Raw genomic sequence first — 14,379 nt, forward strand, 5'->3', positions numbered from 1 at the left:
ATCGCGTTGATGCAGCGTTCGCGATCTATTGCTGGCAGCGCACGACGAAGCATGAAACAATGCTGCAAAAATCATGTTGGGAGAGAACTTGATGTCGTTCGAGCGGGAGTTGCATTGCGCCGTTGCGTGCCGATCATGGATCGCGTTGCCATTATTCTGCCTGATCAGCACGTTCGGAGTGATGCATAACGCCGCCGCGAACGAGTCCTTGCAGATTGTGGACGCGCGCGTGCCGGCGGTCGACAAAGCGGGCGGGGACCTTCCCTTGACGATGACGATCAAGAACGAGGCCGACAGCGCCGATGCGCTGCTTCGTGTCCGCTGCCCGGTTGCGAATTTTTCCGAGCGTCATACTGTGGATCGCGGCGAAGGCGCACCGGCGATGCGCTCGATATCCAATATACCAGTGCCGGCAAAGGCGATGCTCGAGCTGAAGCGTGACGGTTATCACGTCATGCTGCTGCAGATGCGTCAGGCGCTCACGCCGGGCGAGACCTTCAAATGCGCGATCGTTTTTCAGAAAGCAGGCACCATCGAGACGGAGGTACAGGTCCAGAAGTGACCTCACACAAGTGACTCAACAAGACGGCGGGTGGTGCACAGCCATGCGCCGGGACTCAAGGCTTCTCGCGTGATCGCCCGTGTGTGACGGGCGGTTCGATCAATGAAGAATGCTAGATCCGGAGGAAATGAACTCATGACAAGGTTGAATTGGGTAAAGTCACATATGCTCGCCGCGGCAGTAGCATCCGCAGCGACCTTCGCAAGCTCTTTCGCGCTCGCCGACGATGTCGGCCAGGACCGTCTGCTCAATGCTGACAAGGAAGCAGGCAACTGGCTGCACCACCACAAGAACTATTCGGCGACGCGCTTCTCGTCGCTGGCCGATATCAACAAGGACAACGTCAAGAACCTCAAGGTCGCCTGGACCATGCATCTCGGCGGCGTCGAGGGCGGCGGAATCTGGTCGCATGGCGGCTTGGAGGGGACGCCGATCGTCGAGAACGGCTTCATGTACGTCACCGACGGCTGGGGTTCGGTCTACAAGATCGATGCGCATGGCGGCAAAGGCGTGCTGCTCTGGAAGATGGATCCGAAGACCGACCATGACTGGGCCGGCGCAGTCGCCTGCTGCGGCGTCGACAACCGCGGCGTCGCATTGTGGGGCAACCTCGTCGTCTCGCACACGCTCGATGGCCGCCTGATCGCGACCAACAAGGAGACCGGGCAGGTCGCCTGGCAGCGCCAGGTCGCCGATCCCGACAAGGGCGAGGTGATCACCGGCGCACCGCTGATCGTCAAGGACATGGCGATCACGGGCGTGGCCGGCGCCGAATACGGCATTCGCGGCTGGATCGCGGCGACCGACCTGAAGAGCCAGAAGGAAGTGTGGCGCACCCACACGATCCCGGGCAAGGACGAGGCGGGTCACGAGACCTGGAAGGACGACAAGGACGCCAAGGCGAGCGGCGGCGGATCGACCTGGGTCACCGGCAGCTTCGACCCCTCGACCAACACCATCGTCTGGGGCGTCGGCAATCCCGGACCGGACTGGGACAACGAGTATCGGCCCGGCGACAACCTCTACACCGACTCCTCGCTTGGTCTCGATGCCGACACCGGCAAGATCAAGTGGCACTACCAGCACACGCCGAACGATCCCTACGATTATGACAGCGTGGCGGAGAACGTGCTGGTCGACGTCCCCGGTCCGAACAACACGACGCAGAAGCTCGCGCTCGAGGCCGACCGCAACGGCTTTGCCTATGCGATCGACCGCAACAGCGGCAAGTTCATCTGGGGTCTGCCGTTTGTCAAGAAGGTGACCTGGACCAAGGGTCTCGACCCCGAATCCGGCAAGCCGGTGGAGTATGATCCGAAGCAGGGCGTGCAGCGCTACAACGCTGCGGTGACGCCAAGCCGCACCAACAAGGTGACGGACATCTGCCCCGGCAACATGGGCGGCAAGAACTGGCCGCCGACCGCGTATAATCCGAACCTGAAGCTCTGGTACATCCCGGTGATCGAGAGCTGCAACCGGATTACGGTCGAGGAGACGACGCCGGACAAGTTGAAGAAGCGCGAGTTCTTCACGGGCGGCGGACCGAGCCAGCCGGTCAAGATCACCGGCAGCGTCACCGCAATCGACGTCACCACCGGCAAGGTGGCAGGGAAGGCGGAGACCGAATTCCCGAACCTCGGCGGCATCCTGGCGACGCCCGACCTCGTGTTCTCCGGACAGCCGTCCGGCGAGGTGATCGCCTATGACGCGAAATCGCTGCAGCAGCTCTGGCAGTTCAACACCGGCGGCGGCGTCAATGCGCCTCCGATGACGTTCTCGGTGGACGGCAAGCAGTATGTCGCGATCCTGGTCGGCCTCGGCGGTGCCTGGGACAAGTGGTTCATCGATGCCACGCCTGAGCTGAAGCGGATGCAGCCAGGCTCGATGCTCTACGTGTTCGCCCTTTGACGTCGCAGCGCGGGAGGCCTCTCACCGAGGCCTCCCGCGTCGATTTGGCCGAGAAAGACAAGAAACAAGACGAATGAAAAAAATATCGCTGGTTGGCGCGTGGCTCGGCTGCGCGCTGGTGATGGGATTTATCGGTACCGCGCAACCGCAGTCGGCGAGCGATCCGACCGATGCGGGCAAGGCGGTGTTCAAGCGCGGCAATTGCGTCGGCTGCCACAAATGGCACGGCAATGGCGGCGGCGGCTATGGCGGCGACGCGCTGTCGCTGCGCAAGACCGAGCTGACCCGCGAGCAGATCATCGAGACCGTGACGTGCGGCCGGCCGGGCACCGGCATGCCGTTCTTCGTGCGCGGCTCCTACGACACCACGAAATGCTACGAGATGACCCGGCAGGACGTCGCGGACCGCATGCCGCCCGAAGCGAATGTGTTCCTGCGGCCGAACGAAATCGAAGCCGTCGCCGATTACGTGCTTGCCCGCGTCAAGGGCAAGGGCGAGCCGACCTACGATGAATGCATCGCGTTCTTCGGCGATGGCTCGCGGGTCTGCAACGTCTACAAGGAGGCCGGCCACGCCGCCGCGCCGTCCGGCCAGAGCGAGAAGGCAAAGCCATGAGCAAGCAAAGATCGGCAATCCGTGGCTTGGTCTTCGCTGTCACCGTCACGGCAGCGGTGCCGGCGATGGCGACCGCGGGAGACCTGCGCGACATCAGCGTCGGAATGGCGATCAGCAGCGTGCCGGACGCGGGCTACATCAACCTGACTTGCGTCGGCGAGAAGACCCACAGATTGGCTGACTGGGCGCAATGGCAGGCTTGCCAGGCCGGACCGGACCAGCTGCGCGGCATCCGCTTCGAGTACGATCGCGAGAGTGGGCGGGAAGGCACCATGGTCGGCGGCCATCCCGCGATCCTCACCGTCATGATCGACAAGGACGCCAAGATCGCGGCGCTGATGATCGAGACCGATCCGAAGGCGCGGCTCTATCTGCGCAAGAAGGCCTTCCTGCTCGGCCTGCAGGCGAGGTCGCGCTATGGCGAGGACGGCTGGACCTGTTCCAAGGCACAGCCGGGCGCCGACAAGCAGGAGGTCGGCGGCGTATTTGTCGACGAGAAATGCACCAAGACGATCGACGGCCGCAAGGTCGAGATCGAGCGCCATCTCTACCGCGAGCCGAACAAGGAGCTCAAGGACATGACCGACGAGACCCGCATCACGATCCGCCGCGCCGGGCCCTGAGCTGCAAACTGAAATAGCCAAATTTCAGCTGCCTAACTGATCTAAAATGACTCTCTTTCTTTTCGTCATGGCCGGGCTTGTCCCGGCCATCCACGTCTTTTCTTACGCGATTGCAGCGAAGACGTGGATGCCCGGCACAAGGCCGGGCATGACGGAGCTAGTCTAATGCCGCGCCAGCAGCACCACGACGATCAGGGCCAGGATCGCGCATAGCACCTTCCAGAAGGTCACGGGATCGCGGTCGTGCAGCGATTTGCGGGTGGTGACGGCGGGGCCGGCCCAGGTCGCGCCGTTTTCCAGTTCGTGCGCGAACTCGATGGCGTCGCCAAAACGTTGCGCGGGGTCGACGCTGAGCGCCTTGCCGATCACCGCGTCGAGCCAGGCCGGCAGGTCCGGCCGGTAGCGCGATAGCGGCGCCGGCTTGCCGAAGCGAGGCCGCGAGAACGGTTCGATCTCGCCGAACGGATAGTTCGCGGTGAACATGCGATAGACCGTGACGCCGAGCGCGAACAGGTCGGAGGCCTCGTCACCGGCCTTGCCGCCGAACAGTTCGGGCGCCATGTAGCTCGCGGTGCCCGGAATGTCCTCGGCGGGAAAATCCTCCAGCAGCGGCACCCGCGCGACGCCGAGGTCGACAAGGCGCAACCCGCCGTCCTTCAGCAAGATCACGTTGTCCGGCTTGATGTCGCGATGGATGATGCCCGCGCGGTGCAGCGCGGTGACCGCGCGCACCAGCTTGGTTGCGATCGCGATGCCGTCGGTGAGCGACAGCCGCGGCGCGCGGCCAAGCCGCTGCTCCAGTGTTTCGCCCTCGTAGAGCGGCATCGCCGAATAGAGCCTGGTCTGCCGCTCCGCCGGCACCTCGATGATTTCGCCGATCCAGAGGCTGCGCACACGCGCGGCGACCCAGGCCTCGCGCACGAAGGCGAGGCGGTAGGAGCCTTCGCTCGCGACCCGCGGATGTGGAAACTTCAGCACCACTTCGCGGCCGGCGCGCTTGTCGATCGCCTTGAACAGGCGGCTGTAGCGCCCGTCGGACAAGACGTCGCCGAGGCTGAAATCGTCGATCGTATCGCCGGTCACCGGCAAATCGAGGATCGGCAGCGTCGCGATCGCGTGGGTGAGATCGTCGCGGTCCGCCGGCGGCAGGTCGACGACGTCGAGCACCAGTGCGGTCGTGTTGTCGCTGCTGCCGGCCGCGAGGGCGGCGTCGACGATGCTGCGCGCGGACTCGTCAGGCGGCGTGCGTTCCTCCAGCAATTGCTGGAGGCGCAAATCGCCGAGCGCGCCGTGAACCCCGTCGCTGCAGATCAGCAGGCGATCATGTTGCCGGAGCCCGAGGGACGTGTAGTCGAAGCGGGCGAACTCCTCGAAACCGATGGCGCGGCTCAGCATGTGGGCGAGGTCACCGCGGCCGGCGATATGGTCCTGCGTCAGGCGTTCCAGGCGGCCGTCGCTCAGGCGATAGGCACGGGTGTCGCCGATATGGATCACATGGCATTGTCGCCGTGACAGGATGATCGAGGAGAACGCGCAGGCCATGCCGCTGCGCGCGGCATCGACGCGGCCCTGGCCGTAGATCCAGCTGTTGGCGGCTTCCAGCGCCCGCGCGGCGCGGCGGCGGACACCGAGCGTCTCGGGCAACGAATAATAGGCGTCGATGAAGCTGCGGACCGCAACCTCCGCGGCCTCGCGCCCGCCCTTGTGGCCGCCGACGCCGTCGGCGACCGCGGCGACCACATCGCGATGCAGCGTGCCCGGCTGGCCTAAGCAGGCCGCGACATAATCCTCATTGGCGGCGCGCTTGCCGGTCTCGCTGGCAAAGCCGACGCGCACCCCCAAGTCCCGTTGCGAACCGTTCGCCACGTCCGGGCCCCGTCACGTTGCGGAGCGGAGTCCTCAGACGCGCGCTCCCGATACCGCGCCCCAAGTGGTGCGCCAGCGAACCTTGACCATGGCAAGTCCGATGAAGCCAAGCAACGCCAGCCCGCCGAAGAACAGGAAGCCGGCGCCGAAGCCGCCGGTCATGCCCTTGGCGGCGCCGAGCGTCTGGGCGAGGAAGAAGCCGCCCACGCCGCCGGCGCAGCCAACCAGCCCGGTCATCAGGCCGATCTCGTGACGGAAGCGCAGCGGGATTAGCTGGAACACCGCGCCGTTGCCCATGCCGAGCGCCAGCACGCCGATCGAGAACAGCAGCACCGAGATCCAGGCGATGCGCGGCAGTTCCGTCAACGCCCAGCCGGCCTGCGTCGGCGCCGTCGGGCCCTCCGGCATGAAGGCAATGACGAGATAGGCCGCGACCACGACACCGAACAGGATCGACAGCGAACGGATGCCGCCGATCCGGTCGGCGATCATGCCGCCGACGGGACGGAATCCCGAGCCGAACGCGACGATCAGCGCGACCAGCATGCCCGCCGCGACGCCGGAGACATGATACTGCACGGTGAAATAGAGCGGCAGCGCGTTGGCGAGGCCGACGAAGCCGCCGAAGGTGATGAAGTAGAAGAACATGAACCAGCGGCTGTCGGAATCCTTCAGCAGTGCGCCGTAGGCCTGCAGCGAGACCTTCTTGCGCTCGCCCGGCGCGTCCTTGGCTGCGACCGCGTAATAGGCGAGCACCATCAGCATCGGAATAAGCAGGCAGCCGAACACGGCCTGCCAGCCCCAATGCTCGGCAATGGTCGGCGCGAGCAGTGTGTCGAGCACGACGCCCATATTGCCGGCACCGGCAATCCCCATCACCACGCCCTGATATTGCGGCGGATACCAGCGGCTCGCCTGGGGCAGGGCGACGGCGAACGAGGCGCCGCCGACGCCGAGCGCAAGCCCGAACAGCTCGATCGCGAGCTTGCTGGTCAGCCCGAAGTGCCACACCGCAGCAGTCGCGGCGATCACGACGAGCTGGGCGATGATGCCGGTACGCTTGGCGCCGATGATGTCGGCGAGAATGCCCATCGGCACGCGCAGCAGCGCGCCGGCCAGCACGGGAATGGCGACCAGGGTGAACTTCTCGTTCACGGCCAGATTCATGTCTCGCGCGATGTAGACGATCAGCGGTCCGAGCGCGACCCACGCCATGAAACTGATGTCGAAGTACAGGAACGCGGCAAGCAGTGTCGGCCAGTGACCTGCCTTCTTGAACTCGGCTAGCTTCATCGCAAGCATCTCGCGTTGATGCGGCGGAGGCAGCCGCGAAAGCGCGGCCATCTCAGGCGCAGACAAATGGAATGTTGGTGAATGGGAGTGCGCTCGTCGTTGAGACGCACTCCGTCAACAGCTGCGGTCAGCAATTACCGTGCCATCGATCACGTCCGTCGCTTTGCCGTGCAGTCGCAAGACGTTGCCGCGCAATCGCGAACAGCGTTCCGCCGCCGCGCGTGGCATGGCTTGCGGCAAGTGCCGCCGCGCAAACGCGCACGCTGGTGTTTTTTTGTGCGATGCGCCAAGTCCGTGCGATCGCGCATCAAATGCGATTTCGCGATCGCCATCGCGGCCGGCGATGCTGTGCACAAGAGATCATCGGCGTGGCTAAAATTTCGGCCGGCTGTCGGCGCGGCGCGCGGACCGGTGGATTTTGATCGGCCGGAAACCTCTTGATTTTGCGGCCGGATTTGCCCGCCGCGAGTTGGCACGCGTTTTGAATATCAATCAACAACGGAACATCGGTCGTCATCGAAGACGGTCTGCGCCCGCGGCTGGGCTTCCTACAACTCCAAACCTTTATCGGTGCCCATCAACGACGCACGCCGCGTCGCTGCGCAGCGCCGTCGGAATTGAAAGGCAGACCATGCTCGACAAAGTGACCAAGCAGAAGCTCGTGGTGATCGGCAACGGGATGGCCGGCATCCGGACGGTCGAGGCGCTGCTGGAGCGCGCGCCCGATCTCTACGACATCACGGTGTTCGGCTCCGAGCCCTACGGCAATTACAACCGCATCCTGCTGTCGCCGGTGCTCGCCGGCGAGAAGACCGTCGACGACATCATGCTCAACACCGTCGACTGGTACGAGGACAACAACATCACGCTGCGCAAGGGCGAGACGATCACCATGATCGACCGTCGCACCTGCGAGGTCGTCACCGAAGCCGGCGAGCGCGTGCCCTATGACCGCCTGCTGATCGCGACGGGCTCAAACCCGATCATGCTGCCGCTGCCGGGCAAGGAACTGCCAGGCGTGATCGGCTTCCGCGACATCTACGACGTCGATCGCATGATCAAGGCCTCGACCGACTATCGCAACGCGGTGGTGATCGGCGGCGGCCTGTTGGGCCTCGAGGCCGCCAATGGGCTGATGAAGCGCGGCATGAACGTCACGGTCGTGCATCTGCTCGACACGCTGATGGAGCGTCAGCTCGATCCAGTGGCCGGCGGCCTGTTGCGCAAGTCGCTGGAAGAGCGCGGCATGGTGTTCAAGATGCCGGCGCAGACCCAGGCCATCCTGGGCGAGGACCGCGTCACCGGCGTGCGCTTCGGCGACGGCACCGAGCTGCCGGCCGATCTGGTGGTGATGGCGGTCGGCATCCGTCCGAATTTCGAGCTCGCCAAGAAGGCCGGGCTCTACTGCGAGCGCGGCATCGTCGTTTCCGACACCATGCAGACCTATGACGGCCGCATCTACGCGGTCGGCGAGTGCGTGCAGCACCGCCGCCAGACCTACGGTCTCGTCGCGCCGCTGTTCGACCAGGCCAAGGTCTGCGCCAACCACCTCGCGATGAAGGGTTTCGCCACCTATGACGGCTCGGTCACCTCGACCAAGCTGAAGGTCACCGGCATCGACCTGTTCTCGGCCGGCGACTTCGCGCCGGGGCCGGACAAGGAGGAGATCGTGCTGCAGGACGCCAACCGCGGCGTCTACAAGCGCATCATCCTGAAGGACAAGAAGATCGTCGGCGCCGTGCTCTATGGCGACACCATCGACGGCCCCTGGTACTTCCAGCACCTGCGCGACGGCACCGACGTCTCGCATATGCGCGAGCGCCTGGTGTTCGGCGCCGCCAATCTCGGCGATGGCGGCGTCAGCGGCCAGAGCTCGGTTGCCGCGATGAGCGACGAGACCGAGATCTGCGGCTGCAACGGCGTCTGCAAGGGCGCCATCGTCAAGGCGATCAGCGAGAAGAAGCTGTTCACGCTCGACGACGTCCGCGCCCATACCAAGGCATCGTCGTCCTGCGGGTCCTGCACCGGCCTTGTCGAGCAGGTGCTGGCGTTCACGCTCGGCGGCGACTATTCGGCGGCGCCGAAGGTCAAGCCGCTGTGCAAATGTACCGATCACAGCCACGACGATGTTCGCCGCGTGATCGTCGAGCAGCAGCTCAAGACCATTCCCGCGGTCATGCGCTTCATGGAGTGGAAGACCCTGAACGGCTGTCACTCCTGCCGTCCGGCGCTGAATTACTATCTGCTCGCGACCTGGCCCGGCGAATATCGCGACGATCAGCAGTCGCGCTTCATCAACGAGCGCGTCCACGCCAACATCCAGAAGGACGGCACCTATTCGGTCGTGCCGCGGATGTGGGGCGGCGTCACGACGCCGAGCGAGCTGCGCGCGATCGCCGACGTCGCCGAGAAGTTCAACATCCCGACGGTGAAGGTCACCGGCGGCCAGCGCATCGACCTGCTCGGCGTCAAGAAGGAGGACCTGCCGGCGGTGTGGGCCGACCTCAACGACGCCGGCATGGTGTCGGGCCACGCCTACGCCAAGGGCCTGCGCACGGTGAAGACCTGCGTCGGCTCCGAATGGTGTCGCTTCGGCACCCAGGATTCCACCGGCCTCGGCGTCAAGCTCGAGAAGTTCATGTGGGGCTCGTGGACGCCGGCCAAGGTCAAGCTCGGCGTCTCCGGCTGCCCGCGCAACTGCGCGGAAGCGACCTGCAAGGACGTCGGCGTGGTCTGCGTCGATTCCGGTTACGAGATCCATTTCGCCGGTGCCGCCGGACTGCACATCAAGGGCACCGAGTTCCTGACCAAGGTCGAGACCGAGGACGAATGCCTCGAGGTGATCGTGGCGCTGACCCAGCTCTACCGCGAGGAGGGCTGGTATCTGGAGCGCATGTACAAATGGTGTGACCGCGTTGGTCTCGAGCAGATCAGGAAGCGGGTGGTCGACGACGTTGCGAACCGCAAGGCGCTGTTCGCTCGCTTTGCCTATTCGCAGCAGTTCGCGCAGACCGATCCGTGGGCCGAGCGTGCCAGCCGCGGCGTCGACCGCAACGAGTTCGCGCCTCTCGCCGAATTGGAGCTCGCATGACTCAGTGGATCGAAATCGGCGCATTGACCGACATTCCGCGGCTCGGCTCGCGCGTGGTGCGCACGCCGGGCGGCAACATCGCAGTGTTCCGGACCGAGAGCGACGAGGTGTTCGCGCTCGACGACCGCTGCCCGCACAAGGGCGGGCCGCTGTCGCAGGGCATCGTGCACAACAAGCGCGTGACCTGTCCGCTGCATAACTTCGTCATCGAACTGGCGAGCGGGCAGGCCGTCGCGCCCGACGAAGGCTGCACCCATACCCATCCGGCCAAGGTCGAGAACGGCGTTGTCTGGCTGTCGGTGCGGCAGCCGGCCGCGGTGAGCTGAGCGGTCAGGCAATGTCCGTCAAGACCACGTGTCCCTATTGCGGTGTCGGCTGTGGCGTCATCGCGTCGAAGGGCGCGGCCGGTGCCGTCACCGTCGAGGGCGACAGGCAGCATCCGGCCAATTTCGGCCGGCTCTGCAGCAAGGGCTCGGCGCTCGCCGAGACCATCGATCTCGAGGGGCGTCTGCTCGAGCCGATGGTGGACGGCGCGCCGGCGTCATGGGACGACGCGCTCGATCGCGTCGCCGATGGCTTTAGCAGGATCATACGCGAGCACGGGCCCGACGCGGTCGCGTTCTATGTTTCCGGCCAGCTGCTGACCGAGGACTATTACGTCATCAACAAGCTCGCCAAGGGCTTCGTCGGCACCGCCAATATCGACACCAATTCGCGGCTGTGCATGGCCTCCAGCGTCGCGGGGCACAAGCGCGCGTTCGGCAGCGACACCGTGCCGGGCTGCTATGAGGATCTCGAGCAGGCGGACTTACTCGTGCTGGTGGGCTCCAACGCCGCCTGGTGCCATCCGATCCTGCACCAGCGCATGCTGGCGGCGAAGGAGAAGAATCCGGCCTGCAAGATCGTGGTGATCGATCCGCGCAGCACCGCGACCTGCGAGGGCGCCGATCTGCATCTGCCGCTGCGCTCGGGCAGCGATTCCGTGCTGTTCAACGGCCTGTTCGCCTTTCTCGCCGGCAGCAACGCGGTCGACCGCGGCTTTGTCGGCAATTGCACGACGGGTGTGGTCGACGCGCTGAAGCAGGTCGGCGGCCAGACCGTGGCGCAGACCGCGGCGACCTGCGGCCTGACCGAAGGCGCGGTCGGGCTGTTCTTCGACTGGTTCACGCGCACCGAGCGCGTCGTCACGCTGTATTCGCAAGGCATCAACCAGTCGTCGAGCGGCGTCGACAAGGTCAACGCCATCATCAATTGCCATCTCTTGACTGGACGCATCGGCCGTCCCGGCATGGGGCCGTTCTCGCTGACCGGCCAGCCCAACGCGATGGGCGGCCGCGAGGTCGGCGGGCTCGCCAACCAGCTCGCCGCGCATATGGAGATCGAGAATCCCGCGCATCGCGAGCTGGTGCAGCGGTTCTGGCGTGCGCCAGTGATCGCGGAGAAGGCCGGGCTGAAAGCGGTCGACATGTTCGACGCGATCGCCGACGGCCGCATCAAGGCGGTGTGGATCATCTCGACCAATCCGGTGGTGAGCCTGCCGGATGCCGATCGCGCGCGCGCCGCGCTCGACGCCTGCGAGCTCGTCGTGGTGACGGATTGCATGCGCGACACCGACACCACGCGCCATGCCGACGTGCTGCTGCCGGCGCTGGCGTGGGGCGAGAAGGACGGCACCGTCACCAATTCCGAGCGCCGGATCTCGCGGCAGCGGCCGTTTCTCGCAGCGCCGGGCGAGGCGCGCGCCGACTGGAGCATCATCTGCGACGTCGCCAGTCGCATGGGATATTCCGGCTTCGACTATGCCTCGGTGGCCGAGGTGTTCCGCGAGCACGCCGAACTGTCGGGTTTCGAGAATAGCGGCCGGCGCGATTTCGACATCTCGGCGCTGGCGGCGCTGGACGATACCGCCTATGACGCGCTGGCGCCGGTGCAGTGGCCGGTGACGTCAGACCATCCGGCCGGCACACCGCGGATGTTCGAGAGCCAGCAATTCTTCACGCCCGACCGCAAGGCGCGCTTCGTGCCGGTGGCGCCGCGCGCGGCGCGCCACGCGACCAGCCGCGACTTTCCGCTGGTGCTCAACACCGGCCGTGTGCGCGATCAGTGGCACACCATGACCCGGACCGGCAAGACCGGCCGGCTGCTGGCACATGTGTTCGAGCCCTATGCCGAGTTTCACCCGGAGGATGCGCGGCAGGCCGGCCTGCAAAACGAGGGATTGGTGCGGCTGACCAGCAGCTGGGGCGAGATGATCGCGCGCGTCGTGGTCAGCGCCGACCAGCGCCGCGGCTGCGTGTTCGTGCCGATGCACTGGAACGCGGAGTTCGCCGGCGAGGGGCGCGTCAACGCGCTGGTCAATCCGGCGACAGATCCAGTGTCCGGCCAGCCGGAGTCCAAGCACACGCCGGTCAAGGCCGATCCCTATACGCCGAAATGGCACGCCTTCATCCTGAGCCGCGACGCGATCAGGCGTCCGGCAAGCGGCTATTGGGTCTATGGCAAGGCCGGCGATTGCACGCGGCTGGAGCTCGCGCTCGACACTCGCCCGGAGAGCTGGCGCGACTGGGCGAGGGCGCAGCTCGGCCTCGAAGGTGTCGAGATCGAGTGGATCGCCTATCGCGATCCGGCGGCGGGACGCTTCCGCTACGCGGCGGTGCGCGACGGCCGGCTCGAGGGCTGCGTGTTCATCGCGCCCGATCACGCGCTGCCGTCGCGGGCCTGGCTGACCGGGCTGTTCGCCGAGCAGCAATTGTCGGCCAATGCGCGGATGTCGCTGCTCGCGGGAAGGCCGTTCGGCGCGGGCGAGGATGTCGGCCCGATCGTCTGCTCCTGTTTCAGCGTCGGACGGCACCAGATCACCGCCGAGATCAAAAAGGGCGCCGACAGCGTCGATGCGATCGGCCGCTGTCTGAAGGCCGGCACCAATTGCGGCGGCTGCAAGCCCGAGATCGGCAAGCTGATCGGCGCCACCGCGCAGCCGCGGCAGGCGATCGCGTCGTAGGTCGCCGCGCCAGGGCCCAGCCGAGAAATGCGCGATTCAAGATTGTTGCGGCGCAAATTGACCGTGAGCCCTATTTCTACGGCCGCAATTTCCTGATGTGATCTTCAATATTGCGAGCCAGTTTGCGGTTACCCCTGCTGAGGCGCGCCGTGCCGATCACCATCATGTCGTGACCAAAGCCATAGAACAGGAAGGACATTACATGCCTTCACGCCGTCATCTTCTGACCGGCGCCGTCGCGACCGGTGTCGCGCTGTCAATGCAACGCGCCACTGTAGCAGTCGCGCAGCAAAAACGAGTGATCGTCGATTCGCAGGTTCACCTGTGGCCGGCAAGCACTCCGGAGAGACCCTGGCTCCCCGGTGCCAAGCCGCAGCTCCCGGAGCCCTTCACCATCGAGCGTGTCATTCCACTGATGGACGAGGCTGGCATCGATCGCGTTGTCATCGTTCCGCCAGTGTCGCTTGAAGGTGAGCGCATCGATTATGCCCAGGAGGCAGTCAGACGGTACCCGGGCCGCTTCGCCATCATGGCGCGTGTCGCCCTCGACAAGCCCGACCGCGCGGCACGGCTTGCGACTTGGCGCGACCAGCCCGGCGTACTGGGCGTGAGGTTGAACGTCGGCCCCGGCGAAGCGGCGTGGCTGACAGACGGAACCGCGGACTGGTTCTGGCCGGCGGCGGAGAAGGCCCGCCTGCCGGTGATGTTTCTCACTGAGGGGCAGACGTCGCTGTTCGCCCGCATCGCCGAGCGGCACCCGCAACTTACGCTCATCATCGATCACATGGGCGTCGGCGCGGGACTTCGCCCTCGTCCCGGCTCATCGGAAAACAACATGGTGCCGGAGGCTATCGTCCAGGCGGCCGCGCTCGCAAAATATGCGAATGTATCGGTGAAGTTGTCGTCGGTCCCGCTGATTTCGACTGAGCGATATCCATTCCGCGACGTGATCCCGCACATCCACCGCCTGTTCGACGCCTACGGCCCGGAGCGCTGCCACTGGGGGACCGATCTAACCAACTCATTCGCCCGGGCCACTTACCGGCAGCGCGTGACGCAATTCACCGAGGAGCTTCCGTTCCTCAGCGAAAGCGACAAGGACTGGATCATGGGCCGCGCGATCCTGGCGCGGCTTCGCTGGACGTCGTCCTAGCAGCCGCGGCAGATGCTCTTCAGCTTGCTGTTGAGCAGGCGGTCCTCTTCGTCGGAGGCCGCCTTGGTGTAGGGGTCGTTGCCGTGGCGCTTGTCGTCGGCAAAACTGCCGGCGCCAGTGGCGCCGCCCAAGTGCATGCCGTGCATCGCGTGCCCGCCGCCATGGCCGTGGCCGCCGCGCGCGCCGACCGGCGGCATCGCGGCCGCAAGCAGCGTCAGCAGCAGCCCGACCGTCGTGATCGTCCGCATGTTTTCCTCCTCGTCGCG

At 65.5% G+C, this 14,379-nt stretch carries 12 protein-coding genes; 9 read left to right on the forward strand and 3 right to left on the reverse strand.

The annotated features are described in order from the left end of the window. The first annotated feature begins 91 nt into the window (after nucleotides 1–91). The 4 genes from J2R76_RS03645 (at nucleotide 92) to J2R76_RS03660 (ending at nucleotide 3,709) form a co-directional block, all read left to right on the forward strand. Nucleotides 92–562 carry a copper chaperone PCu(A)C gene (locus J2R76_RS03645; RefSeq protein ID WP_307720401.1) on the forward strand — a complete coding sequence of 157 codons (471 nt, stop codon included), beginning with the start codon at nucleotides 92–94 and terminating at the stop codon, nucleotides 560–562. A 135-nt stretch (nucleotides 563–697) separates the two neighbouring features. Continuing rightward, nucleotides 698–2,470 carry a PQQ-dependent dehydrogenase, methanol/ethanol family gene (locus tag J2R76_RS03650; RefSeq protein WP_233475559.1) on the forward strand — a complete coding sequence of 591 codons (1,773 nt, stop codon included), beginning with the start codon at nucleotides 698–700 and terminating at the stop codon, nucleotides 2,468–2,470. Nucleotides 2,471–2,543: 73 nt separating this feature from the next. Then, a complete protein-coding gene (locus tag J2R76_RS03655; RefSeq protein ID WP_076831441.1) occupies nucleotides 2,544–3,086 on the forward strand; it encodes a c-type cytochrome in 543 nt (180 codons plus the stop codon). Further along, nucleotides 3,083–3,709, forward strand: coding sequence for a hypothetical protein (locus tag J2R76_RS03660; protein ID WP_076831437.1), 627 nt, complete (start codon nucleotides 3,083–3,085; stop codon nucleotides 3,707–3,709). Before J2R76_RS03655 ends, J2R76_RS03660 begins: the two co-directional genes overlap by 4 nt. A gap of 162 nt (nucleotides 3,710–3,871) precedes the next feature. On the opposite strand, the gene J2R76_RS03665 is transcribed toward J2R76_RS03660, so the two are convergent. After that, nucleotides 3,872–5,545: a bifunctional protein-serine/threonine kinase/phosphatase gene (locus J2R76_RS03665; protein ID WP_194295395.1), complete on the reverse strand. Its 1,674-nt coding sequence runs from the start codon at nucleotides 5,543–5,545 to the stop codon at nucleotides 3,872–3,874. Between the two features lie 63 nt (nucleotides 5,546–5,608). Next, nucleotides 5,609–6,868, reverse strand: a complete 1,260-nt coding sequence (locus J2R76_RS03670) for an MFS transporter (protein ID WP_076831717.1) — start codon at nucleotides 6,866–6,868, stop codon at nucleotides 5,609–5,611. A gap of 81 nt (nucleotides 6,869–6,949) precedes the next feature. Here J2R76_RS03670 and J2R76_RS03675 point away from each other — a divergent pair, with 81 nt between their 5' ends. The 5 genes from J2R76_RS03675 (at nucleotide 6,950) to J2R76_RS03695 (ending at nucleotide 14,113) form a co-directional block, all read left to right on the forward strand. Beyond that, nucleotides 6,950–7,309 carry a hypothetical protein gene (locus J2R76_RS03675; RefSeq protein WP_143271120.1) on the forward strand — a complete coding sequence of 120 codons (360 nt, stop codon included), beginning with the start codon at nucleotides 6,950–6,952 and terminating at the stop codon, nucleotides 7,307–7,309. 190 nt (nucleotides 7,310–7,499) lie between these two features. Continuing rightward, entirely contained in the window at nucleotides 7,500–9,959 is a 2,460-nt protein-coding gene (nirB, locus tag J2R76_RS03680; protein ID WP_076831429.1) for a nitrite reductase large subunit NirB, read from the forward strand. Further along, nucleotides 9,956–10,285 carry a nitrite reductase small subunit NirD gene (gene nirD / locus J2R76_RS03685; RefSeq protein ID WP_076831426.1) on the forward strand — a complete coding sequence of 110 codons (330 nt, stop codon included), beginning with the start codon at nucleotides 9,956–9,958 and terminating at the stop codon, nucleotides 10,283–10,285. Before nirB ends, nirD begins: the two co-directional genes overlap by 4 nt. 11 nt (nucleotides 10,286–10,296) lie before the next feature. Next, nucleotides 10,297–12,960, forward strand: coding sequence for a nitrate reductase (locus J2R76_RS03690; RefSeq protein ID WP_253623753.1), 2,664 nt, complete (start codon nucleotides 10,297–10,299; stop codon nucleotides 12,958–12,960). Between the two features lie 97 nt (nucleotides 12,961–13,057). Beyond that, on the forward strand, nucleotides 13,058–14,113 hold the full coding sequence (locus J2R76_RS03695; RefSeq protein ID WP_244558918.1) for an amidohydrolase: 1,056 nt from the start codon (nucleotides 13,058–13,060) through the stop codon (nucleotides 14,111–14,113). On the opposite strand, the gene J2R76_RS03700 is transcribed toward J2R76_RS03695, so the two are convergent. Further along, entirely contained in the window at nucleotides 14,110–14,361 is a 252-nt protein-coding gene (locus J2R76_RS03700) for a hypothetical protein (protein WP_076831419.1), read from the reverse strand. The genes J2R76_RS03695 and J2R76_RS03700 overlap by 4 nt on opposite strands. Nucleotides 14,362–14,379 lie beyond the last annotated feature (18 nt).

This window comes from Bradyrhizobium sp. USDA 4532 (genome assembly GCF_024171315.1).
GTDB classification, from domain to species: domain Bacteria; phylum Pseudomonadota; class Alphaproteobacteria; order Rhizobiales; family Xanthobacteraceae; genus Bradyrhizobium; species Bradyrhizobium australafricanum.